We start from the raw sequence: 25,196 nt of genomic DNA on the forward strand, positions 1-25,196 counted from the left end.
CACGCTTTTAGGCCCTGTGGGTCCTGCGTGGTAGCGCCAGGACCCAACCACAGACACGATTCCTGTGGTTGGCTATGCATTCCCACGCAGAGCGTGGGAACGAGGTTCCTGGTGGGTTTTGCGACAGCCTCGAAGGCGGGAATCCATCTCGAGAGTGGGAGCCTATCTCGAGTAGTGGATCCCGCTTCGCGGGGATGACGGTACGCGGGTATTTCCTGCAGCTCCACTACCTTAAGAGCTATAACCATTTCGACTTTCTCTTTTGAACACTTTTAATTGCACCCTTCAGATAGTGTCCCGGGAAAGCTATCTGGCCGCTCTGAAAAGACAAAGAGCCAAAAATAAGTTAATTTTATTGACTATTTTACCGGGAACGTTTCATCCTGTTTGCCATTAAACTACTATCAAGCTGGATTTATTTCGATTGATCACTGATGAATAAAGAAAAACGCACACAGATATTCACCCGGCTCAGGGACGCAAACCCCAACCCAACCACCGAGCTCAACTACAGCACACCCTTTGAACTGCTGATTGCCGTTATTCTTTCGGCTCAGGCCACCGATGTCGGGGTTAACAAAGCAACAGATAAACTCTATCCAGTGGCCAGCACCCCGGAAACTATTCTGGCCCTGGGCGTTGATGGCCTGAAGGAATACATAAAAACCATTGGCCTCTTTAATGCCAAGGCTGAAAATGTCATTAAAACCTGCCGTATTCTTATTGAACAGCACCACAGCATCGTACCGGACAATCGCCAAGACCTGGAATCCCTGCCGGGTGTTGGCAGAAAAACAGCCAATGTGGTTTTAAACACCGCCTTTGGACAGCCCACCATGGCGGTGGATACGCATATTTTCCGCGTTTCCAATCGAACCGGCATAGCGCCGGGAAAAGATGTACTCGAGGTCGAAAATCGACTGATCAGACTCATTCCCAAAGAGTTCCTGATGGATGCCCATCACTGGCTGATCCTCCATGGTCGCTATGTGTGTAAAGCCAGAAAGCCCCAGTGTGGCAGCTGTATTATTGAAGACCTTTGTGAGTTCTCTCCACCAAAAGAAAGTGTAAAGAAAAAGAAGTAAGAAAACCTCGATATCACACAAAGACTCTTGATTGAGTCTTTTTTTTCCTTTACAAAATCACAATCGTCACATATAGTAGAATTATGTATATGTAATACATGGAATTGTAATGATAGAATTTGGTGAAAGCGTTAAAGTCAGTATCTATAGAGATACCAATAGCCACTCGTTCCCATTGGTGATACGAAACAATGTTTTCCCTGCTTGTTTGTATCTCAATGCTTATTTGAATGGTAATCACAACTCACCTCTTTCTAAAGGCAAGAAAGGAGTGACCACGCAAGCGCCCAGTCTAAATACTCGCATAAAGTACGCTTACGAGTTAAAGCTCTTGTATTGTTATTTCGCAGATAAGGGCATCAATCTAGTTGATAGGGTTGCTGATGGTGAGTTCCTTTCAAGAGTTGAGGTGGATGATTTTGTTCGAGCATGTAAGCTCTATGCTGATGATAGCGCTTCGCAAGAAAGTTCGAGTGTAATCAGTATTACAGATAAGCGCATCAGAGACGCTATCCATGCAACGGCCAACAGTCATTCCCAAGTATCAGTCCACACCTTTCGCCAGCGCTTAATTCGCCTGAGAAGTTATATTGAGTATTTGTACGTCTGCCATCATTACGACCAAGCTCCTACAGAAGGTAATTTCAAAACTGGCGATAAGTTCAGGGCTTTTCAGCTCTATATCAATAAGTTTATTTCAGGCTCTCGAAAAGGCAACACCATCACCAAAGACCCTTTTGAGTCGGTCATTTCAACAGATAAATTCTTTGAACTTCTAGAAATCATTAAAGAAAGCTCACCGAAAAACCCATTTAAATCGAGCAAGCTGAGAAATCAAATCATCATGCAGATTTTGATTGATACAGGTGTTCGAGTTGGTGCCGCTCTAAAGCTCAAGATTAGTGATTTAGTAGAGGATTGGGATAACCCTCGATTTCTTATCACCAGAACCCCTGACGATGCTACCGATGCAAGGCGAATGCCTGCTGCAAATAAAACCAAAGCACTGTCAGTATCGGTGTCGTCGGATTTAATGAAGCTCATCAAGCTCTACGTATCAACGGTGCGAGCTTCACATTCTAGCGCCCATGAGCATGACTTCGTTTTTATTTCGGAAAAGGGTGTTTCATCAGGGCAGCCTATCTCTTACAAGGCAATTCACAAATTGGTGGATAAGTTTGGTGACGCTGTTGGTACCAAGCTGCACCCTCATAAGCTAAGACATAAGTGGAATGAGGTGTTTACTGACAAAGCGGAAAAGGCGGGTTATGACGCCGCGCAGATTGAAGATATGCGTAAATACAGCATGGGCTGGGTTGAAGACTCCAAAATGGTACAAACCTATAACGAGTTTAAATTGGCTGTGAAAGTTCAAGAACTCTCTGCGAAAAATCAAAGCAAATCGGTGCCAAGCCTTGGAGGTGCAAATGAATAAATCTCAAATCACCGATTTAAAGAATGAATACGCGGATCAGAGAATATTCTCAGCTAAAGAAGAGGGTTACACCTTTGATGTATTGTCTGATGAATGGCTGCTCGGGTATAAAAAGACCCTGTACTTAGAGTGGATGAATGAACTGAATGTCGATACTGCCACTTTTCTCGATTTAAGGTTAGCAATAGCGCATGCTGCTTCGCACTATGCCTTTGGCACAGTACATACTAACGTAAGCACACTGAAAACTATCGTTGACAACCTTGATGTCAATCAATTTGAAGCATGGTGGCTAACGCTTGATAGTTACAAAAAGACAGTTCGAAACGCACTGTTTGCTTTTTGTCAGCGGAGTGATGAATACCACTCAGCAACACTTTCCCCTTTGTGCAACTCAATCAAAGATGAAAATCTAGGTACCCCAAGTGCTATTAAAGGGGTTCTTGACATTAAAAATGGAGCTTACAGTGAAATTGAGCATGATAATATTCTAGAGGCGCTTCGTATTGAAACCCTTCAAGCGCTGGATGGCGATCTATTTACGCAAAAAACATTTACACGTTTACGAAATGTGATTGCAAGTCAGCTCATGGTGGCAATTGTAAGGCGGCCTGTTCAACTTGTAAAAATCAAATGGTGTGATGTTTTGCGAGTTGGTCAAAAATTTCAGTCACACAAAGAGCCTGACAGAAAATGGGAACCCATAACGCAGCATCTATTCTCAGATGTTGAACAGTTCCATCTTCGAACCTTCAAGGGCAAGGATGGGGAATTTCGTTTTAACGCTGAATCACGCTCACACCGCTTAGAGCCTGACTTTTCTCTAATGTTATTACGCTATTATCAGGTTTACGAAAACTACCTTTCACACCAGTTACATCAAAACCATATAACCCTAAGCCGCGATGAAATGACAGAGTTGATGAGGCGTTTGCCCCTACTGCCAGATCAAAGTCTCTTTAGCTCTGAGTATCAGTCTAAATCAGAGATTTTCAGGGCAATCAGTGACACCTCTCAAGCTTACCACTTAAACCCAAATGCCCTTCGCGAAAACATCGCCTATCTATTTAAAACCAAGCTCAATGCGCAGAGCGACCGATTACCCAATGCACCCTTGGCTCTTGCAAACAACCGGTGGCGACACACGCAATTAACGCAAGCAGTTTGGCAGGGATTCAGCCCTGCGCAAATCGCCTCAATTACAGGCGTGACCATTGGGGCCATCCAGCCCTACATAGACCTTAAGGCTCAAGAGCGGATCAAAATAGACCAAGCTTACGCTGGTAACCATATTATCAAGAGGTTCGATACCACATCAGTTAAAGAGCTGCAAAAGGACAAGGCGTTTTGTATCAAGAGTCCATTTGATGAAGAAATGGGATACAAGCTAAACCCCGATAATTGCTCAAGCTGCAAATCCAAAGGGGGAGCGCCAATGGGTTGCTACCCCTGTGACAACTTTAGACCGCTCGAAACAGCGAATCATCAGCAGTATCTGGACAAGGCGGAGCGTAAGCTTGAAATCAATAGTCAATCAGGACACCCTGCGACGGTAAAAAAACTCAATAAAATCATCATTTACATCAAGGCAACCATTGCGCTTTGCAACGAAAGAAAGACATTGAAGCTCGGGGGTAAACAATGACCGCATTGAACCGTTATATTGCTAACCAACACGCTTACATTGAAAAGAAAATGCAGCAACCTTTGACAGGCTTTACAAATCAAAAAGGAGAGCAGGCCGCGTGGGTTGATATTGCGGTCACTTTCACAAGTGCAACAGGTGTAGCCGCAAACTTCTTATTCAATAATGGCAATCAGACCTGCGCAAGAATGGGTAGCGAGTTCACCAAAGAAGATAGGTTAAATACAGAGACTCATCAGTTGCTTCTTGCTTATTTATTGGATGTACTCAAAGAAAATATCGGTATAGATAATAAGAAAGATAAACTAACCACCGCCAGGAAGTTTCTTATCAAGCTTGGTCATAACGTTGCCTCTACTAGCTTGAGTGATATGCAGTGCACCATCGATAGTATGGATTATACCCAAGCTCTACCCTCATTCTTTCACTGGCTTCATCAGCATAAAATGCTTGCTGCGAGCTGTAGTCCGAGCTTTCCAGCGCGGGTAGGTGGAATGAACAGAAAATCTGGGGATGATGCCATTGAAGCTGAAAATAACAAGCTTCCCGATGATAAAGCGCTTCTAGTGTTGGGGGCTATTTTTCATGACGTTATTCCTCCTTACAAAGGTGAGCCATCCGACATAAGCGCTTGGCAGCACTTAATCCATCCTTCAAAACACCAGCTGGATGCTTTCACATGCACCATGTCAGCTCTGGCTATGTCATCACCCAACAGAGCGGCAGCAGAGCAAGTGCTTCTGACAAAGCAGCGCTTACAAAGCCATACCGAAATAGTTAAGGGGAAACAGGAGACCGTTTATTACCTTAACTGGCGTGGCTCAAAGGGATATTTAGATAACCAAAAGCATTTTAATGCTGAAATGGCAGAAAGCCTTGATAGAGCGTTGCATTACACCAGTATTGTCACAGAGCCAGCAAGGGTGTTAGCAAGGTTCTATAAAGACCCCACTCAATCTCTGAAAAGCGTGCTCGGTGAGTTCAAGCCCAGCATTGAAAATATTACATCGCTGAACCCTGCAATGGGTAAGCCAATCACCCTCATCCACCTTGCGTTACTCTTAAGCTTTTACGATGGTATAGATAAAGTCGCACGAGTAACACACGACACGCAAGGGGCAATCGAGGTTCCAAACCCCACAGGTAAGTCTAAATACCTCAAGCCCATTGCAGAGCTTTCCCCTTTCGATAAGCTAGCAATGGTATCTAGATGCCCTTACGCATCTGCACTTTTGGGAGCGGCGTTTAGTACTAAACCACAGATTGAAAAATATTGCGCAGGGAAACAAGTACTTACGGTTGCCGAATTTCAAAATCACTTTGTTGATGCCAACCAAGCAAACCTGACGGGTTACAATAAAAAGCAAACCAAGCAAGTGGATTATGAGAACGCCCTATTTGCCTTCACCGAAAAGCAATTAAACGCTCAACAAGCGTCACACTTTCTATTGGTGCCTATCGCTTCATTGGAGAATTTCTTCTCTACCAGCTTAAAAATAAACAAGGGAACGAGTCAAAAAACCATCTTTGAGCGACACGGGTTTTCTTCGGACTTTTTTATTAAACCTCATCAATTTAGGCATTGGCAGAATGATTATTTGGCTAAAAAAGGCTTACCACACTTACTCATCTCAATGCTGTCAGGTCGAAAAAGTGCAGAGCAAACCTTGAGCTACATACACACGACAGACGCTCAAAACGCCTCAGTTATCAGTGACATCCTGTATAACCAAGAAACTGAAGATGAGGTTGAAGAACACGTAGGTATGCGCATACAAAGTAAAACTCAGTATGATGCTGCAATTGAAAACCTCATTCCGACGTTCATAACAGAGGTAGGGTTTTGCGTGCAAAACCTCACCTTATCACCTTGCACCTACATGACTGAATTTGAAACTCAATGCACATTATGTCCATCTTCCTGTCATATTGCTCACGACGAGGATGCCATTGAGCTATTAAAGAAAGACCTCAAAGTGCAAACACATAATTTAGATCAAGTTCAAGACGCCATCAACTTCACCACGAGCGACGGGATGCAGCAATGGTACTCAACGCATTATAGTAATACCTGTCTGTTAAAAAATTTGGTAGACGTCCTTTCTGACAAGACCATAAAACAAGGCTCGATAGTAAGGTATCTTACAAGCTCAAATACAGTGCGTATTACAGACCTGGACACTAAAACGGTGACAGAACGAAAGTTAACTCTACCGAACCCAAACGAGGCACTGCACGCCGCCATTGAAGCAAAAACAAAGCCTGATAACACGGTTGCTAAAAAGAATTTATTAGGCTTTTTGGGTTCAATATAAGGAAGTGCACGCATGGCAATAAAGTCACTCGAAACAGAGCAACAAATCTCTATACAAGCATTAATTCGCAGTTGGGACGGTAGGTTAACATGGGATTTCCTGGTCACGAAAATTGAATCTAGCCTTGCGATTACCACCACTCGACAAACGCTCGATAAATATCTCAACATCAAAAATGAATACAAAGAGAAAAAGCGCTTACTTAAAGGTAAGCCTATCTCAACAACAGATACAAAGCTTGTGTCATATCTTGAGAAGGACATTGATTTAGCTGGAAAAGTCATTCAATTGGAAGCTGAACTGAAAGTGGCAAAGGATGAGATCGGCTACTTGCAGGCCTTTATACAGAAGGTTACCAATATCGGTGAGAGTAACCCTGCGGTTATGGATATTTTCGAGAAAGCATTTCAAGACATTGAATCTAAAGCTAGATAACCCGTCTAGAGTGCAACATTTTGAACCTTAAATTGAGATAATCAGAGGTCAATTAATGGCAAGTGGTCAGCAGACAGCGCAGCAAAGCCTTAAAGCCTTCGAGGTGTGGAAAGCCACACAAACGGACGATGACTTCAAGCAAATCGTGTACAGAGGCCAACTAAGCCGTACAGAAGTAGCTAAAGGGATTGGTTGTGGTACATCCGCTTTTAGGCAAAACCCTGCGCTCAAAAATGCGGTTAAGGCGCTCGAAGATAGCTTGCGTGACAAAGGCGTACTTCCGCCACTGACCGAATCCGCAAAAAAGGCTGCCGACAAGCCAAAGCTGTATGACACCACGGCAAACCGTAGGATGCTGGATGTTAGACGCCTGTCTTCTCTGGAAACTGAAAATATCGAATTAAAGGCAAAAGTAAAAGAACTGGAAGGCAAGCTTGAGCGCTTCGGAGAGCTATCTGAAACACTATCAGACATGGGGTTCATGCCGCGATGAATACTGTTATTCATGAAGACCGGTTGCGGGTCACCAGCATCCCTTTTACGTCAACAAGTATGGTGATATTTAGCGGTGTGCCTCTTAAGAGAAACTCCTATAGAGCTAATAGCGGCAAATACTACGTCACAATAAAGGTAGACCCTGACTCCATTCCTGTGCCGCCTGCGGTTGGCCAGCATTGGTCGATTAAAGGCCAGCGAAAAATAGAAGATGTGACTTCAGGTGATTATGTGATGCAGCAGCACACCTATGAGTCGCCGGATCACATTGAGTGCAACTTGCCAGAAACTGGAGAGCAACTGATACGCTTTATCGCCAAAGAAAGTGACTTCAAAGGCATCGGTGAAAGTAAAGCAAGAGCACTGTGGGAACATCTGGGAAAAGACTTCCATTCCATACTGAGGCATGACACCCCGGAGTCAAGGAGTCGCCTTGGAAGTATTCTAAGCGAAGACAGCATCAATGCCTTGTTTGAAGGGTATGCCAAGTACAAGAATCTGGCTTACTGCAACTGGATGTCAGAGCATAAGATACCCGCCAGTATTCAGCAGCGCTTATTAAAGCACCATGGCGAGCAGTCGATTGAAGCAATCAAAAAAAATCCCTATGTATTGATTGGCTTCGGAATGTCATTTGAAGATGTCGACCGTGCAGTAAAAAATTCTGACTTTGATATCTCGACGGATGACGATAAACGCTTGAGTGCTGCACTTGAGATTGCTCTGCGTAAGGAGATTGAGAAGGGTCACACCTACACGACACAGGCTATTGTACGCCCTCACCTAACCAACCTGCTTAAAGAGAAAGAGCTGGTCACCAAAGCATTCATGGCCGGGCACGACAAAGCGCAATATATTCTCAATTTTGAAACCGGCACCTTCCATCCCACGGCACAATTGCTCATGGAAAGCGTCGTTGTAAAACGTTTGAAAACACTAGCCTGTCAAAATAACCTTTTCGACGAATGTTCAGATTCCGCCTATTACTCTGCGCTGAGTGAATTGCCCTATGATCTTACAAGGAAGCAGCATGAAGCTGTGGCAACCTGTTTAGATAACGCTGTAAGTTGCATTACAGGTGGTGCAGGTACAGGCAAGACAACAGTACTCAGGACAGCCCTGCGCGCCTACCACCAGATGGGGTTTGAAATTCATCCTGTTGCGCTTAGTGGGCGAGCAGCCATGCGTCTGCATGAATCCATTGGTTTTACCACCTCAACGATTGCCAAGCTTCTCAGAGATCCTCCTGTCGAACCGAGCGCAGAGCATCCAAACCACCTGCTGGTTATTGATGAAGCCAGCATGATTGATCTTCCGACTATGTATCGTCTGGTCAACCACATTCACCCCTCAGTGCGGATAGTGTTCACGGGTGATCCAGACCAATTGCCGCCTATTGGATGCGGTAAAGTGCTTGCCGACATAGTGCTTGCTAAAACAATCGCAAACACCATGCTTGATATTGTTAAACGACAAGAAGGCAGCACGGGAATCCCAGAATATTCAAGGTTGATCAATCAAGGGGTTATGCCGGGGCAACTGACTACGGGCGCTATTCACTTTCACCAAACAGACAAAAAAGATATAGCTCAAGTTTGTTGCAAGTTGTACCAGTTGTCGCCTGAAAGCAGCCGTGTAATGGCGCCTACAAAGGCTCTCGTTTATGAAATCAACAAGCTTATTCAAGAAGCAGTCAATGCAAAGGGAAGTAGAATCGCATTTGAAATACACGCTGAGAAGCTCTTCCTGGACTTGAGATTAAACGATGCTATTTTGTTCACGCAAAACCACTACGATAAAGGGATTCAGAACGGCTCCCTGGGCTCATTAACAAGCATTGAATCATCCGGAGAGAGCTATGGAGAAGTGACTCTGGACACGGGCGGTAAGGTTGAAATCTCTCAGTCTGTGTTGGATTGCATGGAGCTAGGCTATGCGATCACATTACATAAGGCGCAAGGCTCCCAGTTCCCGCGCATCATCATTGCACTACAGAAGGGGAGAATCGTTGATAGGGCATGGCTATACACAGCAATAACAAGAGCGGAAAGTGAGATCCACATTGTTGGTAGCGAAGATGATTTAAAGCGCATTACTGAAACACCCAGCAATTCGCACAAAAGAAACAGTTACCTGGCTGAGCTATTGCAACAGATCTAGCAAAACCTGAGAATAACCCGAGTTGATGACTGACGTGCTCCTGCGGGGGCTTTTTCCGCAGGAGGGCGGCGGGCAGCGGCTCGGAGACCCGAGGCCACTCAAGCTGAGACAATCGACGAAGCTGATCCGAGAGCGTGCTGCCACCGACTGTTTTGGCGCTCTTTAATCTTTTTATTATTCAGTCTTTTTGTAAAGGATTTCTAGTGCTTTTTTCCATTTTTTTCGCTGTAAATCACTTATATTTACAAAGTTAGTATTATTTGTAATGGATTTTAGATGGATATACCGCCCTTAAAGGCCATCAAGCCTTCTTCCTCACTCACTCACTCACCCATTGAGAGGTTTTTTGGTGGATATAATGTGAGTACAGGCAGAAGACGTCCTGAATCCCGGAGCAGCTACTTTTCACAATTTACCATCTGATTTTCTCAAAGGCCGTCTTTAATCAATAACCCCACCCCAAGCGGCGGGGTAGGAAGTCAGCTCTCTGAGTAGTTCAGTGCAAGCGCCAAGGAATACGATCTTCAGAGACTTAACTCTGACCAATTAACCGTTTTTTCCGAACCTCAATATTTTTAGCAAACCGCTCTTGCCTGTCGACATTTTCCGTCAACATTGTAATCAGATCCCGGGGCTGATATTGGGGCGCAGCCCCTTTCCAGCGGCTGTTTCGATAATAGCCCGGCGGTAAAAAATGCCGTTTAATGAGCCGCCTGCTGGCAATGGCGCTCAGGGCATTTCTATTGGCTTTTTCAAAATCGGTTCGAACCCCATCAAAGAATGCCTGATTTACCTGTAAATAGTTCATCTGATCATCAAAATATTGCAACTGTATACCGCCCCCCCCCCTGGACGAAGAATAACTCTGCAATATATCTAAAGCTCTGTTCTGCTCATTCAGTGCTCTGCCTATATTGGAACAACCCTCATCAGCCAGTTGCCCGCCAATGCCCTGAAGTGTTTCAACAATCTCAATCAAATGCTTATGCTTTGGATACCAGGGCAACTTTGCTTTGCGCATTCCGTTGGTAAAAATACGCTCCCATACCCTGGTTTTATTGAAGGTATCATACAGCCTGTCAAAAAAACCCGTGAAGTGATATTCATACTCAATACGCCAGGAAGACATCGTCACCAGTGCAAGAGCCATATCATAATCAACGGCTGCGCTGTTCTTTTCAAGAAAACCACCCAGATTTTTCATGGCCAGTTCATAGAAGCTCTTTGCCTCTTCATTCTTTTCACCCCCATTGCCCTCGCTTTGTCCAATCAGTTCCGCCGCCTTCTCCACCAGTGCCTCTGCCGTCTTCAGTATTTCTTCCATTTCAGACAAACAACCTGCGCCGGGTAAAAATTTTCCCTGTGCACTTTCATCTGATTGATAAAACTGCTGCCCCGGATCATTCTGAGAAACAAAACCACCATGAATTATGCTATTACTTGTTTCTTCGCTGGACTTAACGGTTGCCTGCAAACCTGACGAATTTCTGTGCTGTGTGTTTGATTTTGACAGTCTCCTGTGTCTTTTTGACCGTCTGTTTTTCTCTTCCGATTTTCTTATACTATTCAGTTGTTGCTGTGCCTCTTTCTCCTGTTCTTCTGCTTCTTTTTTAATTTTGGCTTGAAGATTCTCACGTCTACTCTTAAACGTCTCCAACGTATCTTTCAGTCTTGGAAAAAAGCCCTGATTGATGGACAAAAGTTCCTCCACCTCCTTTAAATAGCCAATCCGTTCTGCATCGTCATCATCAATATCCAGCGGTGAAGTGAAGAAATCCTGACAGATCTGATCAATATAGGTAATGAATCGCTCATCATGTTTCCGGATAACATCGACAGCCGGAGATTTTTTTACTTCTTTTTCCACGGCATAGCCACCCCTTTTACCTTTCCTGCCCTTCCTGCCCTTCCTGCCGGGAAGACTCTTTTCACCGCCTTTTGCTGTATTGCGTTCTTTTTTATCACAGGTAAATACCACTTCGCTTTGACAAGTGGAATGCATATCACCACCGGCCAGCAGTAACGCCACCTCAAGATTGTTTTTCAACGCCTTAATATGATTGACTTTCTCGCAGTGCCACTGCAAAATTTCCAGAAAGCATTTATTTCGGGTTACAACATCATCTGGTTGAATATATTCCAGAGAATATCCTTTTTTAATTCCTGCCATAAAGAAAATTAATTCTAAAGTATAATCACAGGCATCCTGCTCATCCTTACTGCCAACAAAAGAATAACAATTCAGATTAACAATCAGACTCATAGTATAAAGATATGTTTCCAAAATTGCCGGAACAATATTTATGGATGCATGTTTTTTTAAATCAAGCAACTCTTCAACCAGCAGTTTTTGCAATTGCAAAAGCCTGCAATCAAATCTTAAAGACTTGTCCGATGTTTTAATAAAGCGAAATACATTTATAAACGATACAAGGAAGTAATATGTATCACAACGTTGTTTAGTAACCATCTCGTAAGTCGAAGCAAGACATGCCTTACGTGGATAGCGCTTAGAATAGTCCATAAAAACACCGACCATGCTTCGTGCAAGAAATAACGCCTCATCCAGTATTTGAATAGCTTTATTGTATAACAACGCTCCCAGCCCCTTATTGTAATAGTAATTTTCACCCGTGTTTACAATGACCTTGTTAAATTCAAAGTAATAAAACTGATAACCTTTATTTTGAGTACATTCAAGCATGCCCTGTAACGACTCCAGAGACTCCTGGAACGCATTAAAATCAGCCTTATCCCTCTTCATAGGTTGCTTTCTGTGATCCCGGGGAGACTCCCCCGTGACATTTTTTCCTTTTACGCCATTCCTGTCTTCATCAAGCGACTTAATCGGGTCAAGTGCTTTCAATGGCGGAAAAATTTCCGGGACGGAGTCTGAATCCACTGAAGTTTTCTTAACCCCCATTTGCGAAGCAGGCTCCGGTGGGCTGACACTATCACCCGGACCCACTAATTTCCTGCACTTCGACATATATGGCTTAATAGCAGGATACCAATCCCCGATATCAGGAAAGGCCTTCACAATACTGTCCAGAAGCTCATCATCCATATCAGGGTCAACCAACCTTGCGCCTTCATGTCCGTAACCGGAATAATCCTCACCGGTGCAGGCAACCATACTGGGGAGGCCGTCTGAGCTTTCGAGTACCCACAATTTCTGTCCCTGCGCAACAGCAGCTGGTTCACCATCCCGATTACCGGCTGAATGCTCTCCCGGGTTATTATTCTCTTCTGAAGATACCCGCCCATCTTCTTGTATCATTTCTCCGATAATAGAGGCGGGGTCTTCAGCAGAAACCTTATCTTTCGTCCCAGCCTGTTGATATTGAGCGTAATTTACGGGAGTGCATTCTGTATCCGATAATTCTGCGGCTGTTTTCGTTAACGCAGGGTAGTAATGATCGCCACCGGAATGCACCAGAAACAGGCTTTGCCGATTAGTGTGTAATGAATCATCATTTTGTAATTTCACCAGCAATGGATCTTTTTCCCTGAGTTTCCTGAGCAGGTCACCCGTCAATTGCTCCAGTGCATTCACATCGGGCAACTCTGAAACGATTTCCCGGGGAGAGTTCTTGAATTGGCGAAGATGTAAAAGATTGATGGGTATCCCCGTTGCCAACCTGAGAACATACAATAAATCAATCCAACCATAATAATCGACCGCCTCTGAAAATGGTGCCATGTTACGGATAAAACCGCCCTTCAGCTGTTGCTCCAATGACCTGCCAGACGGCGGACGGACCAGTAATTCAAGCTCCTCCCAATACTCCGGCAATGTATCACTGGCCCATTTAATCCAGCCATGGATCAATTGCCGAACCATGGTTTCATTAATGCTCTCCGACTCCGACCTACAGTGGGCTTCAAGGACTTTCTTTGCCAGAAGATGGTTAAAACAGCCCGTAAAATACGCCTGTGCAACGTCGTTATGTTTGATCACATCGGCAATGGCATGAAAGAAGCAGTTACCATCCCGGGGAACCTCCCGTAACTCAAGCTGTTGATACTCCGCTGATTGCGCCAGCGCTGCCTGTAAATCATCAAAAGGCAGTACCAATGCATTGGCAGCTGACAGGGAATCATGTTCTGTAATTTTATATTGATCCATTGCCTTGCCAGTCGTCCCGGACTTATGTTCAGAACCCAGACTGATGACTGACCGGGTCGTTTCTTTTTTATCATCCGGTATTACATCGTGTCGTGATACATTCCCTGCTGGCTGGCCTTTGTTAACCTGAATCATATTCACTCAATCATTGTCGGTGAAAACTAATGAATCACCCGCTTTCACCACATTCCAAATATCATTTTTGGGTGCCTCATACATAGATAATAACCAGTGACAAAAGTTCAATAACAATCGCTTTGCATCAGACAAGCAGGGAGAATCACAAACCGCAAACAGACTTCTCGCAACCCGACAAATCTGCTACTTTTCAGATTCATTGTTAAACCAATTTCGGGCAAAGCTCTTTCGGGCAGGGATGATGAGCAATGGCATTCAGATATGGTGTAATCGAAGGTCTCTATGATCAGCAAAACCAGTGGTCCTGGGAAGCCAGGGATGCCTATGTCAGCTTCTGCACACAGAAAGGATTCGATTTTTACATCTATGCCCCAAAAGATGACCCATACCTTCGTGAGCAATGGGATCAGCCATGGCCGGAAAGTACCTTCGAGGCCATCAAGGCCCTGGGGTTAAAGCTTCAACAGAGCAATGTTCGTTTTGGTATGGGACTCACGCCCTTTAACGTAAGGGAATTGAACCGGGAAAACCGCCAACAGCTAAAAGAAAAAATCGCCAGCATTAATCAACTCAACCCGCAAATACTCTGTATTCTCTTTGACGACTTCAGTAATGAGGTGGATTGCCTGGCCAGAGTGCAAACCGAAATCGCTGAATTTATCGCCGCAGAAAGCAGCGCGGAGCAATTTATTGTCGTCGGTACGTACTACTCAAAAGATCCACTATTGCAGAGAGTTTATGGCGCTATGCCAGAAAACTACTGGTCAGACCTTGGCCAGTCTCTTGATTCCCGGTTTGATATCTTCTGGACCGGCGACCATGTTATCTCCCTGGGGTACGATCAGACCAGCCTGCAGGAAATGACCGATCACTTCCGCCGCAAACCGTTCCTCTGGGATAATTACCCGGTGAATGATACAGACTGGCTGAAAAACCGGCTCCGGCTCTATACCTTCACCGGCCGGCCCTGGCAACTCAGTGACTGGTGCAGTGGTCATGCGGTCAATCCGATGATTCAGCCCTGGCTCTCCATGATTCCCCTGGCGACACTGTCGGATCTCTATCAGCAAAAAGGTCAGTTTGATGGTCATGCCAGTTTCAAGAGCGCTGCCCGGAATTTATGTGGAATAGAACTTGCCGCAGCCATAGAAGAAAATCTGATCTGTTTTACCGAGGAAGGAACACTGAATTTTTCAGATTTCACCCGTAACCGTCTGAAAAAAACCTTTTCAAAATTCCAGTCAGAAGCTGAGCAACCCTTTGTCAGGGAAATTCTCAGCTGGCTGAAACAGTGAATTACTGAAGATCAGTGCTAAACTGCGTAGCCTGTGAACTGTCTTTAACAAACACGTTCTAATAAACACTCTTTAACAAAAAAGAACTTCACCAAAATAAAAAATAATTCAGTGACTTTAAATGGGAAGCTAAAAATGACATCAAAAACCCTCGAACTGGCAATTGACCTGATGAGCCGCGCTTCCGTCACCCCTGAAGATAAGGGTTGTCAGGAACTGATGATCAGCCGGCTGGAACCCCTTGGCTTTAAGGTTGAACGACTCCGCTTTGGTGAGGTTGAAAATTTCTGGCTTCGCAAGGGAGACCAGAGTCCGGTTCTGGCGTTTGCCGGCCATACCGATGTAGTGCCCACCGGCCCGGAAGATAAGTGGGATAACCCACCGTTTCAACCGGCTGTGATTGATGGAATGCTTCACGGCCGTGGAGCTGCAGACATGAAAGGAAGCCTGGCGGCCATGGTTACAGCTTGCGAGGACTTTCTGGCAGAGCACGCTGGTCACAAAGGTTCAATCGCCTTTCTGATCACCAGTGATGAAGAAGGCCCTGCTGCAAACGGCACAGTAAAAGTGATTGAACACCTTGAAGCCCGTAATGAAAAGATCGACTGGTGCCTGATTGGTGAGCCTTCCAGCACCAACACCGTGGGTGATGTGGTTAAAAATGGCCGCCGGGGTTCACTCCACGGCCACCTGACCATCAAAGGCATTCAAGGCCATGTGGCCTACCCTCACCTGGCCAGAAACCCGGTGCATGAAGTGGCCCTGGCCATTGCCGACCTGACCGGAGAAACCTGGGATGAAGGCAATGAATTCTTTCCACCCACCAGCTTTCAAATCTGGCAAATTCATGCAGGCACCGGCGCCAGCAATGTGATTCCCGGAGAATGTCAGGTTAATTTCAACTTCCGGTTTTCTTCTGAACTGACGCCAGAACAAATTCAACACCGGGTGACGACGATTCTTGATAGTCACCTGCTGGAATACGATATTGACTGGCACCTGAGTGGCCTGCCATTTTTGACCCGCCCCGGAGCACTGGTTGATGCCGCCCAAAAGGCTATTAGTGAAGTGACCGGACTGACAACGGAATTATCCACATCCGGTGGTACCTCTGATGGACGTTTCATTGCCCCTACTGGTGCACAGGTAGTGGAGCTTGGCCCGGTAAACGCGACGATCCACAAAGTGAATGAATGTGTTAAAGCGGATGATCTGGATACCCTTCAGGAAATATATAAGGGTATACTCCGGCATTTGCTAACCGACAAATGACGTTTTCAAATGAATACTCCTGACCCATCAAAAGCCGATAATACTGAAGTAAACGATATTGAAGTTTATGCCAAAAGCACCTCTCTGGAGGCTATTACCGGCTGGTTAAACGATACTTTTGATCATGTTGCTACCTTAAACAGTGGCAACGTTGTTCATGATCTGGAAGTCACCTGCCAGGGCAAAACGATCCCGGTCATGATTGTTGAAAATGCCGTGGGTAAAGCCTGGACCAGCATCTGGTTTAAAACCAATGCAACGGCCTGGGAGGATGATACCCAGTGCGCTCGAAGCCTTCAGGCGCATTGTCAGTGCAGAGTCCGCTGTAACTCTGGCCCCTGGCAGGAAGGTGCCGATATGGATGAGTGGTGGCAGCTGGATGAAAAAGGTCAGGAAAGTCTGATCAAATGGCCTAACGCCTCGTAGCTGAAAAGCAGCCCTGCTGCTTTTCATAAAACCTGATCAACCCTGACAGCACGGAGTCATCATTGCCAGTCAGAACCCCGGGCCATTGTTATCAATCCCCCCAAACTGCCGGTTATCCAAATAAGCGATTGAGTCAGGCTGAATCTTTTGCGTAACAACGCGTAATCAGGCTAGAATGCCCGGCTAATTCACCACAGACTTGAGAGTCCCCGTCTACTCTTGAGCCAGAGGCCTGCTACCGGTTCACTGGAGTCAGTCTTCTGATCGACTATTATCTCCCTTACTAACGGATGCAGGCCAAGAGCCAGTTCCATGCTGAAACCCATTACCCTGAATCGCTATGTTTTCCATAGCCTGAGAAAACTCCTGTCCACGTGGGTTCGTACCACGGTTGAAAACAATAACTCCGAAGCCCTGCAATTGCAGCCGGGCAAACCCGTTGTTTATGTTATCCACCAGCGTTCTCTGACCGACCTGATGGTACTTGAGGGTGAGTGCATAAAAGCCGGCCTGCCAAGACCTTATAAACCCAGTGACCCAAACCATCCGGAAAACAAAGCGCACTTTTTCCTGAACCAGTATGAAGGCCTGATACTGCAGAGGGAACGCCCGGAACCACCAGAACTTCTGGCCCAGCTGGTAAAGCAGGTTGAAGAGCAACAGCTGGACGTACAGATAGTGCCGGTCACTATTTTCTGGGGACGCTCGCCGGAAAAAGAACAGTCTGCCTTTAAGCTATTGTTTGACTGGAACTTCAGCCTCGGCGGTCGCTTCCGCAAGTTTCTGGCGACTTTACTCCATGGCCGGCAGACCATGGTTTATTTCAGCCCTGCGCTGTCACTTCAGGAGATCATAGGCGACAGTCAGAACCATGCCCGAAGTGTTCGCAAGGTAAACCGTATTCTCCGGGTTCATTTCCGTCAGAAAAAAGCGTCAGTTCTGGGACCAGATCTCTCCCATCGTCGTATGCTGGTCAATAGCCTGATTCATACACCAAGAATTCAGAAAGCCATTGGGGCAGAAGCAACTGCCCGGGAAATCACGCTGGTTGAAGCTGAAGCGAAAGCACAAAAATACGCTAATGAAATCGCTTCTGATTTCTCCATGCCGGTCATCCGCTTTCTGGATATTATCCTGACCTGGTTCTGGAACAAGCTCTACAGTGGTGTAAAAGTCAACCATATTGAGCCATTAAAGGCCCTCGCCCAAACCCACACCATTGTTTATATTCCCTGCCACAGAAGTCATATCGACTATCTGCTTCTGTCGTATGTTCTGTTCTATGAAGGATTGCCGCCTCCCCATATCGCGGCAGGCATCAATCTGAACATGCCGGTGGTAGGTACCATCCTGCGCAAGAGTGGTGCTTTCTTTATGCGCCGCACCTTCCGGGGAAATCCTCTCTACAGCACCGTATTCCATGAATACATGTACACCCTGACCAGCAAAGGCTTTGCCACCGAATACTTTATCGAAGGTGGCCGCTCAAGAACGGGCCGTACTCTGTCGCCCAAAACCGGCATGCTCTCCATCACCATTCGCAGCTTTCTCCGCGATCATCGCAAGCCTCTGGCTTTCGTACCGGTTTATATCGGTTATGAAAAACTACTGGAAATGGCCAGTTATCTGGGTGAGCTGCGTGGAGAAGCCAAGAAAAGCGAATCCCCAATGGACATTGTCCGGACACTGGCCGCCCTGAGAAAGGAATTTGGTAAAGCCTGGATCACCTTTGGTGAGCCGGTGGATCTTGGTTCATACCTGAATAAAGAGGCTCCCCACTGGCAAGACACTGCCGACACAAAAGATAAGCCTGAGTGGCTGGTTAAAACCACCTCCAACCTGAGTGACATGCTGGCGGGCCGGATTAATTCTGCTGCCGTGATTAACCCGGTCAACCTTGTGGCCATGGCCCTTCTCTCCTCCCCGAGACATGCCCTTGGTGAAGAAGAGCTTATCCGCCAGCTGGATGGCTATACACGTCTACTGTCCATGGTACCTTACAGCGACCGGACAACCATGACCGACCTGGATGCCCGCAGCATGATCCACTATGTGGAAAACCTGCAGCTGGTTCAGAGAAAAACCGATGCGCTGGGTGATATCATCAGCATGGATGAGAAAACCGCCATCTCCATGACCTACTATCGCAATAATGTTCTGCACATCTTTGCGATTCCTTCGCTGATCAGCTGCTTCTTTGTCAACAGCGCCAGTATTCCCAGGAAACAGATTCTGCGTATCTGCGCTATTCTCTACCCCTACTTTCAGGCTGAGCTTTACCTGCAATGGACTCAGCATGAAGCCTTGGCCATTGTCCAGAAATGGCTGGACTGCCTGGAGGAGGAAGGTCTGATAACCCGGGGAAATGAAGATAATGGAGACGCCGGAGCCGGAGAAAGCTGTTACTTCCAGCCAGACCCATCCTCTTCCGAATACATCATGCTGAATGTGCTGTCCCGCTCTATCGTGCAGACACTGGAGCGCTTCTACATGGTGATCAGCCTGCTGCTTCGAAATGGCAGTGGTAACATTGAGGCCGAAGCCCTTGAGCATCAAAGTGGTGTTCTTGCTCAGCGACTATCAATTATCCATGGCCTGAATGCCCCTGAATTTTTCGATAAATCACTGTTCCGGAGCTTCATTGCCCAGATGCAACACCATGATGTACTGGATATCACCCAGACCAACAAACTGGTGTTTGGTGACAACATCCAGCAGATTGCAGACCAGGCTCATTTCCTGCTGACCACTGAAATACGACACAGTATTGATCAGACCAGCCGGTATGGCGTCAGCAACAGTTCTGAGGAAAAAGAAAGCACATAACAGCAGATATTTTTTACTCCCACACCCTGCGGTATGGGAGTGAGTAGTTCCGATCAGCTGCTAAATGCCTTTAACACATAAATATCATAACGACAGGATTTACCTTCCAGCCGATAGGTTGGAGCCTGACCATTCAGATCCGGCGCCAGCCTCGGCCGCTTAACAACCACCCGGTATCGGGCGATATCCAGGGCAGGTTTCAGTAACCGGTCTGCATCCGGATCATCTCCCAGTAAATCCTGAAACAATCTCATCTCTTTCTTAACCAGTGCTGACTTTTCCCGGTGAGGGAACATGGGATCAAGATAAACGACGTCGTATTTATTTTCCGATAATGTCATCAGCTCAATAGCATTGCCTTTGAGCAAAGACATCTTTTCTGCAATGGGTGAGACATCAATATCTTCCAGCCCACGACGCAAGCCATCTTCCAAAAGGGCTGCAACAACCGGGGAACGTTCAATCATGCTAACCTGACATCCCAGGCTGGCCAGAACAAATGAATCCCGCCCAAGGCCTCCGGTTGCATCCAGTACTGACGGTTTCACCCCTTTATTCAGCCCTACAGCCTTGGCAATATCCTGCCCTTTGCCACCACCAAACTTGCGCCGATGCCCGGCTTTTCCACCAACAAAGTCAACGGTAACTGGTTTGTCCTTAGAACCGGCTCGATGAACTGAAACCATGCCAGACGGATCACTGATTACCAGAGCCCCTTCCGGCTGCTGGCTTGCGCTCAGGCAACATTCAATATTTAACTGCTCTGCCAGAGACGCCAGCTGAGCCTGTATTTGAGGATTATCTGAGGGAAGAATAAATAGCTGAGTAGACATCAGTACATAAAAAGTGAGTCAGGAGGATGAGGAATCTATCACCACCTGAGTTGCTCTTGCAATGGGTGATGGGTGATGGCTGGCAAGGGCTTTATCGACAGCACCGATGATCAGTAGATTTTATCCACAGTCACGATCAACAGTAATGGCCATCATCAGATCATGTTGCTATTGTCCGCGCCTTCATTTCATCACTTTGATGACCGGGGGTGTAGCTGGCTCCGTTGAGTCGCTATCGTTTATCAGAAGGTTTTACTGAAGGTTTCATTCGCAACATGCTGCAACTCACCATAAACAGACGTCTTTGGATGTCTATAACCTGCTTTTCCATATCCATGGCTTATGCCCTGGCGACTTCATCGTCTGTCGCTGCCAATACTGTTGAGACTCAGCGTACGCGTCGGATTATATTGCCGAAGATACCATTGCCAATTTTGAGCAGGAGACTGGTATCAAGGTTCGTTACGATGTCTTTGACAGTAACGAAGTGCTGGAGGCAAAACTACTGGCCGGCGGTAGCGGCTATGATATCGTGGCACCGTCTGCCGAGTTCATGACCCATCAGATCAAGGCGGGTGTCTGCCAGCCGCTGGACAAATCGCAGCTACCCAACTGGCAGCATCTGGATACCGGGTTAATGACTCTGGTGGAAGCCTTCGACCCGAAAATCCAGCACTCTTTCCCCTATCTCTGGAGCACCACCGGAATTGGCTACAACCCGGATCTGGTCAAAGCACACCTCGGGGAAGACGATCCGGTGGATAGTGAAAGGGGGAAGTTATTTAAGGACAGTCCTTACTTCTCTTACTTCGCTGACACGGTAATTGACAGGGTATCGGTGTAGGTGTCATCAGGCACGGTTCCGGCCCCGGGTGCTTCAATGACCAGCTGCATGTTGTTGCCCGTCGTACAGTTGTAACTGTCACTTCCGGTAAATCCCTTCTTTTCTTTTTTCCCCGGTTTCATGTTGACCTCATGATCGTTTTGTCGGAACTTTACGAGATACTCGATACATGTGGAATTCCCCTTTCGACATTTTCCCGAGGCGGCACTGGCTCTTAACCAGAACCTGTTTTTCTCATCATGCAACCCCTGAACCACAAGCTCGACTTCACCACCATCGTTATGGTACACACAGACAGGCTGGGTGCTGAAATATTCTGGGGACTCCAGCCACACATCGCGCAGGCGACTGATCCGGACCAGCGGAGGAACGTCAATATCAATATACAGGCGGATGGTATTTTCCTTGCCTGAATCATTATTGCTGTTGATATTGCTTGATTTTCTGGCCTGATGCACGATCAGCTCCAGCACGCCAGAATAGTGACCAGACCTGAGCAGGCCGCTGTTTTCCAGCCCCTGGCGACTGAATTCCACGTTTAGTCTGACCGGCAGACAGCGTGGACATCGCTGATCGGGAATATCATCACTGTCCAGGGTATTGAAGCGATCATCATCCCCGCCCCTGAACAATCCTGCTCCGTCAAGGGGACAGTCAGAGAAAGATCCCCCTGTGCCGGGGCAGACTTTGGCATGCTTATTGGGCAGCGCTATCTGCCGGTTATTATTGATCTGTTTGAAGGTAATCGTAACCGGCAGTTTTGCTGAGCCGTAGTCTTGGGTCAGCTCCAGCTGGGGGTTGCCCGGATCAATATCGCCGCTGACGGTGTAATGCGTGCGGTAAGAGCAGCTGGCACTGCCGCAGGAACGGATCTGGAAATCCCTGAAGGCGGTCAACACGGATGCTTCAGGATCCCAGTCGATGGTCAACCCGGTAAGATTACCACCGTTCTTGCGAACACCATTTTCACAGAAGCTGATCGCCATACCCTCCGAACCGGGCTGGGCAATTCCGGTGGGGTCGCACACCTGTCTTCCGGAGCTTCCTGAAGCAGGATTTAACAGGGCGCTGCAGGCGACAATCACACCAGACAGCAGACCCGGCAAGATGATTTTTACCCAAGTTGTCATTGGCACTGGCTCCTGCCCAGGTTGAGGATTAAGCTATCCCCGGACTGACTGGTGACCGACAGGCGGCAGAGGGTTCCGTCTGCCTTTTCCAGCATCAGCGCCTCCACCGTATTGTCCACTTCCACCTGAAAGAGCCCGAATTCATCCGTACTGGAAAAGCCTCCGGCGTTAGTAATCCTTGTCTTGGCCAGTGGTTTCCCATTGCTGTCGATGGCCTGACCATAGATAATCCTCAAGGCGGTAACCTGATAGTCCAGAGTCATGACGTTACCGGGATACAGGGTGATTTCCCGCACCATCTCGGTGAAGTCGTAGAAACCTTCACCAAGGGCCTTAAGCCTGACTTCGTAGGTGGCAAACGGCGGCAGGAGAATCACCGATGTCTTGCCACCAATGGCATAACCTTGCCTCTGGCCGTTAACCAGTACATCGAACCGGGCATCCGGCGCGCCATGCAATTGCACGACCATGCCACTGCGCCCCACACGATCACCACCAACCGCAATATCACGCCCGTTGGAGAGGAAACTGGTGGCACCACTGAGCACATAGCTGGTGGTATTTTCAGCATCCCTGTTGGCGATATGGCTGAGGGTCATATCGATCCGGCCCAGGCGTGTGCCATAGTCAACGTCCATACTCAGGCTGTCGCTGGTCTGGCGGTGATCGATATTGATTCCGGCCGACAAATCCGCCTCCAGTTGTGCGCGGCTATCCCAGCGTGCCGATGCCCGCCAGCTTGACTCCCCGTCCCAATACTCACTGTCAACACGACTGCGTTGGTAATGTGGGGTAACCGAAAAATTCCAGTGATCGGTTCGCTGGCGACAGTCCAGATTGATAAGGGCGATACGGTCATCACCGGTGGCACTCAGATCCAGTCGCAAGGCAATATCGAACTGATTACCCCGGTACATCGTTCGGCTGAATGTCGTCGTATGCCGATTGGTTCGCCCTTGAGTGTCATCCTTTTGGCTGGCTACCCGGTACGACAGATTACCACCAAACAGACCGATATTGACGTTTATTGATGCCTGTTCACTGGCCTCTGACAGCAAATGAATGGATGGGTAGCCGCTCCCGGATTCCGGTGGTTCATCTTTTCGCCATAAACGACGGTAGTCTAACGATAACGACCAGAGTTCTGCCCGGTAGAAGCCGTTGAGGCGAGCCCCCTTGCTGCCGTCACTGGCCACCATCAGACCGGGGCTGAGTTCCCATTGCCGGATCATGGCAAACAGCCCGGTTTCCAGCACGGACTCACCGGGAACCGCCGCCACTGCCAGACTACCGGCCAGCGTATCCTGTAACCGGACATTGACACTGCCACGGGTAACCCAGGGTGCCATGGCTTCCGGCAGAACATGGTCTGCACCGGTATTGGCCAGACGCCCGGCTTCCAGGGCATACCAGGGATCGCCCATAGGCGGCAGTTCTGACTGTCGGGCAAAGAACCGGGTCGTTTCGCTGATCAGTTGCCCAGCCTCATCCCGGATCCGGAGCGCGACATCATAGGCCCCCCGGGGAAATGATGAGGTATCCAGCAGTCGGTTACCGGCTTCCAGCAGGGTGGAATAGATCAGGCGGTTGTCTTTCAGAACGTCCACCCGTCCCCGGACTGGCAGAAATACCTCCAGTGGTGTCCCCTGGGTAAGCCCCTGATCTATCCGGGTGCTGTCAGAGCTGCTATATCTGAGCCCCCAGAGCGTCTGGTCAGTGGTAAAACGAAACAGCCCCTGAGTGCTTACCAGACCAGCCTGGTAACGGCGTCCTTCTAATTCCCGTTGTAGCTGCAGGGTGCTGATGGTGAAATGAGTCGTGCTGGCGTAGTCCCAGCCCATCTCCAGATCATTTTCACGAAAGGCGAGCTGTGAGTTGCCATACAGGTTGTAGTTATCCTGTTCGCTGTCTCCACCCCGGGTACCGGATGCGACAACACCCAGGCTCTGAATCAGTGACATGCCTGCCTGGGACGGAGGAAGGTATTTATGGCGATCAACCGGCGTGACCATGAGGTGGTCAGAATTGACAAAAATATCCACCCGGAACCGGTTCTCATTAAAGATGACACCGGCAACGGACGGCTGTAGTCGTCCACACTCTGGCTGTCCCTGATAATGACAGGCCCTATCGGCGTGGGCATCCAGCTTGCCGGTCAATGCCTCGACAACGGCTGCCTGGTTGCTGAGCCCCGGAATCTGTTGCGCCAGTTTTTCCGGCTGGCTGAATTGCACGGTATCCGGGGTATAGGTAATCTGCTGACCGGGCAGCATGCGGCCGCCATAATAGACGTCCATGAGTGTTTTGGCCGGTTTGAACAGATTCTCAAAGCCGGGAGGCACTGTTGACGACGCAACGGCCGATTCCGGGCCAACATAACCCTGAGCAATAAGCAACCACATCAGCACCAGTGAACCAGGGCTTGGCCATTGTATGGCATTACGCAAACCGCTCAGCATGAGTGAGATTTTTTTGCCGGAATGGAAATGGAAGGGGCAGCGACGGGTGTAATTAAAAGTGTTACGCGGCGGTCATTGTGTACAGGGATTGTACACAATCCATCTGGCAGGGATTACCCAAAGGGCATAAAAGCCAACCATCGGACAGTCACCTCCCTGTGAATGGATCCCGTACAATCCCTGTACAGGATGACAGCAACCAGGGAGCACTTTTAATTACACCCGCTAGCAACAAAAAAAAGCTATGCCAGAAAAGTAGCATAGCTATATAAGA

At 47.5% G+C, this 25,196-nt stretch carries 16 protein-coding genes; 12 read left to right on the top strand and 4 right to left on the bottom strand.

What is annotated here, in order from left to right; genetic code table 11:
• The first annotated feature begins 434 nt into the window (after positions 1 to 434).
• The 7 genes from nth (at position 435) to RM811_RS06630 (ending at position 9,570) form a co-directional block, all read left to right on the top strand.
• Positions 435 to 1,085, top strand: coding sequence for an endonuclease III (gene nth, locus RM811_RS06600; protein ID WP_402522086.1), 651 nt, complete (start codon positions 435 to 437; stop codon positions 1,083 to 1,085).
• A gap of 109 nt (positions 1,086 to 1,194) precedes the next feature.
• A complete protein-coding gene (locus RM811_RS06605) occupies positions 1,195 to 2,520 on the top strand; it encodes a tyrosine-type recombinase/integrase (protein ID WP_402522088.1) in 1,326 nt (441 codons plus the stop codon).
• Positions 2,513 to 4,165, top strand: coding sequence for a hypothetical protein (locus RM811_RS06610; RefSeq protein WP_402522090.1), 1,653 nt, complete (start codon positions 2,513 to 2,515; stop codon positions 4,163 to 4,165). Before RM811_RS06605 ends, RM811_RS06610 begins: the two co-directional genes overlap by 8 nt.
• Complete coding sequence (locus tag RM811_RS06615; protein ID WP_402522092.1) at positions 4,162 to 6,480, top strand: hypothetical protein; 2,319 nt, start codon at positions 4,162 to 4,164, stop codon at positions 6,478 to 6,480. Before RM811_RS06610 ends, RM811_RS06615 begins: the two co-directional genes overlap by 4 nt.
• A 12-nt stretch (positions 6,481 to 6,492) precedes the next feature.
• Positions 6,493 to 6,915, top strand: coding sequence for a hypothetical protein (locus RM811_RS06620; protein ID WP_402522094.1), 423 nt, complete (start codon positions 6,493 to 6,495; stop codon positions 6,913 to 6,915).
• A gap of 55 nt (positions 6,916 to 6,970) precedes the next feature.
• A complete protein-coding gene (locus RM811_RS06625; protein ID WP_402522096.1) occupies positions 6,971 to 7,408 on the top strand; it encodes a VPA1267 family protein in 438 nt (145 codons plus the stop codon).
• On the top strand, positions 7,405 to 9,570 hold the full coding sequence (locus tag RM811_RS06630) for an AAA family ATPase (RefSeq protein WP_402522098.1): 2,166 nt from the start codon (positions 7,405 to 7,407) through the stop codon (positions 9,568 to 9,570). Before RM811_RS06625 ends, RM811_RS06630 begins: the two co-directional genes overlap by 4 nt.
• A 532-nt stretch (positions 9,571 to 10,102) precedes the next feature.
• Here RM811_RS06630 and RM811_RS06635 read toward each other — a convergent pair.
• Entirely contained in the window at positions 10,103 to 13,834 is a 3,732-nt protein-coding gene (locus RM811_RS06635) for a hypothetical protein (protein WP_402522100.1), read from the bottom strand.
• Between the two features lie 251 nt (positions 13,835 to 14,085).
• On the opposite strand from RM811_RS06635, the gene RM811_RS06640 reads away from it, so the two are divergent.
• From RM811_RS06640 to plsB, 4 genes are all read left to right on the top strand, one after another.
• Positions 14,086 to 15,132, top strand: a complete 1,047-nt coding sequence (locus RM811_RS06640) for a beta-N-acetylglucosaminidase domain-containing protein (RefSeq protein ID WP_402522102.1) — start codon at positions 14,086 to 14,088, stop codon at positions 15,130 to 15,132.
• 135 nt (positions 15,133 to 15,267) lie between these two features.
• Complete coding sequence (gene dapE, locus RM811_RS06645) at positions 15,268 to 16,404, top strand: succinyl-diaminopimelate desuccinylase (RefSeq protein ID WP_402522104.1); 1,137 nt, start codon at positions 15,268 to 15,270, stop codon at positions 16,402 to 16,404.
• A 9-nt stretch (positions 16,405 to 16,413) separates the two neighbouring features.
• Positions 16,414 to 16,830, top strand: a complete 417-nt coding sequence (locus RM811_RS06650) for a hypothetical protein (RefSeq protein WP_402522106.1) — start codon at positions 16,414 to 16,416, stop codon at positions 16,828 to 16,830.
• 312 nt (positions 16,831 to 17,142) lie between these two features.
• Positions 17,143 to 19,656 carry a glycerol-3-phosphate 1-O-acyltransferase PlsB gene (plsB, locus tag RM811_RS06655; protein ID WP_402522108.1) on the top strand — a complete coding sequence of 838 codons (2,514 nt, stop codon included), beginning with the start codon at positions 17,143 to 17,145 and terminating at the stop codon, positions 19,654 to 19,656.
• A 53-nt stretch (positions 19,657 to 19,709) separates the two neighbouring features.
• Here the strand turns inward: plsB and RM811_RS06660 are convergent, their stop codons facing one another.
• Complete coding sequence (locus RM811_RS06660) at positions 19,710 to 20,489, bottom strand: class I SAM-dependent methyltransferase (protein ID WP_402522110.1); 780 nt, start codon at positions 20,487 to 20,489, stop codon at positions 19,710 to 19,712.
• Between the two features lie 409 nt (positions 20,490 to 20,898).
• On the opposite strand from RM811_RS06660, the gene RM811_RS06665 reads away from it, so the two are divergent.
• Positions 20,899 to 21,333 carry an extracellular solute-binding protein gene (locus RM811_RS06665; RefSeq protein WP_402522125.1) on the top strand — a complete coding sequence of 145 codons (435 nt, stop codon included), beginning with the start codon at positions 20,899 to 20,901 and terminating at the stop codon, positions 21,331 to 21,333.
• Here RM811_RS06665 and RM811_RS06670 read toward each other — a convergent pair.
• Positions 21,294 to 22,463, bottom strand: coding sequence for a hypothetical protein (locus RM811_RS06670; protein WP_402522112.1), 1,170 nt, complete (start codon positions 22,461 to 22,463; stop codon positions 21,294 to 21,296). The two genes, RM811_RS06665 and RM811_RS06670, sit on opposite strands and share 40 nt — an antisense overlap.
• Entirely contained in the window at positions 22,460 to 24,922 is a 2,463-nt protein-coding gene (locus tag RM811_RS06675; RefSeq protein WP_402522115.1) for a TcfC E-set like domain-containing protein, read from the bottom strand. The genes RM811_RS06670 and RM811_RS06675 overlap by 4 nt, the downstream gene beginning before the upstream one ends.
• Between the last annotated feature and the right edge of the window lie 274 nt (positions 24,923 to 25,196).

The organism is Endozoicomonas sp., assembly GCF_031844845.1.
GTDB lineage: Bacteria > Pseudomonadota > Gammaproteobacteria > Pseudomonadales > Endozoicomonadaceae > Endozoicomonas.

Bases quoted from the DNA above. Each gene is read 5' to 3' on its own strand.
- nth (WP_402522086.1), top strand. From the start codon at position 435: ATGAATAAAGAAAAACGCACACAGATATTCACCCGGCTCAGGGACGCA.
- RM811_RS06605 (WP_402522088.1), top strand. From the start codon at position 1,195: ATGATAGAATTTGGTGAAAGCGTTAAAGTCAGTATCTATAGAGATACC.
- RM811_RS06610 (WP_402522090.1), top strand. From the start codon at position 2,513: ATGAATAAATCTCAAATCACCGATTTAAAGAATGAATACGCGGATCAG.
- RM811_RS06615 (WP_402522092.1), top strand. From the start codon at position 4,162: ATGACCGCATTGAACCGTTATATTGCTAACCAACACGCTTACATTGAA.
- RM811_RS06620 (WP_402522094.1), top strand. From the start codon at position 6,493: ATGGCAATAAAGTCACTCGAAACAGAGCAACAAATCTCTATACAAGCA.
- RM811_RS06625 (WP_402522096.1), top strand. From the start codon at position 6,971: ATGGCAAGTGGTCAGCAGACAGCGCAGCAAAGCCTTAAAGCCTTCGAG.
- RM811_RS06630 (WP_402522098.1), top strand. From the start codon at position 7,405: ATGAATACTGTTATTCATGAAGACCGGTTGCGGGTCACCAGCATCCCT.
- RM811_RS06635 (WP_402522100.1), bottom strand. From the start codon at position 13,834: ATGATTCAGGTTAACAAAGGCCAGCCAGCAGGGAATGTATCACGACAC.
- RM811_RS06640 (WP_402522102.1), top strand. From the start codon at position 14,086: ATGGCATTCAGATATGGTGTAATCGAAGGTCTCTATGATCAGCAAAAC.
- dapE (WP_402522104.1), top strand. From the start codon at position 15,268: ATGACATCAAAAACCCTCGAACTGGCAATTGACCTGATGAGCCGCGCT.
- RM811_RS06650 (WP_402522106.1), top strand. From the start codon at position 16,414: ATGAATACTCCTGACCCATCAAAAGCCGATAATACTGAAGTAAACGAT.
- plsB (WP_402522108.1), top strand. From the start codon at position 17,143: ATGCTGAAACCCATTACCCTGAATCGCTATGTTTTCCATAGCCTGAGA.
- RM811_RS06660 (WP_402522110.1), bottom strand. From the start codon at position 20,489: ATGTCTACTCAGCTATTTATTCTTCCCTCAGATAATCCTCAAATACAG.
- RM811_RS06670 (WP_402522112.1), bottom strand. From the start codon at position 22,463: ATGACAACTTGGGTAAAAATCATCTTGCCGGGTCTGCTGTCTGGTGTG.
- RM811_RS06675 (WP_402522115.1), bottom strand. From the start codon at position 24,922: ATGCTGAGCGGTTTGCGTAATGCCATACAATGGCCAAGCCCTGGTTCA.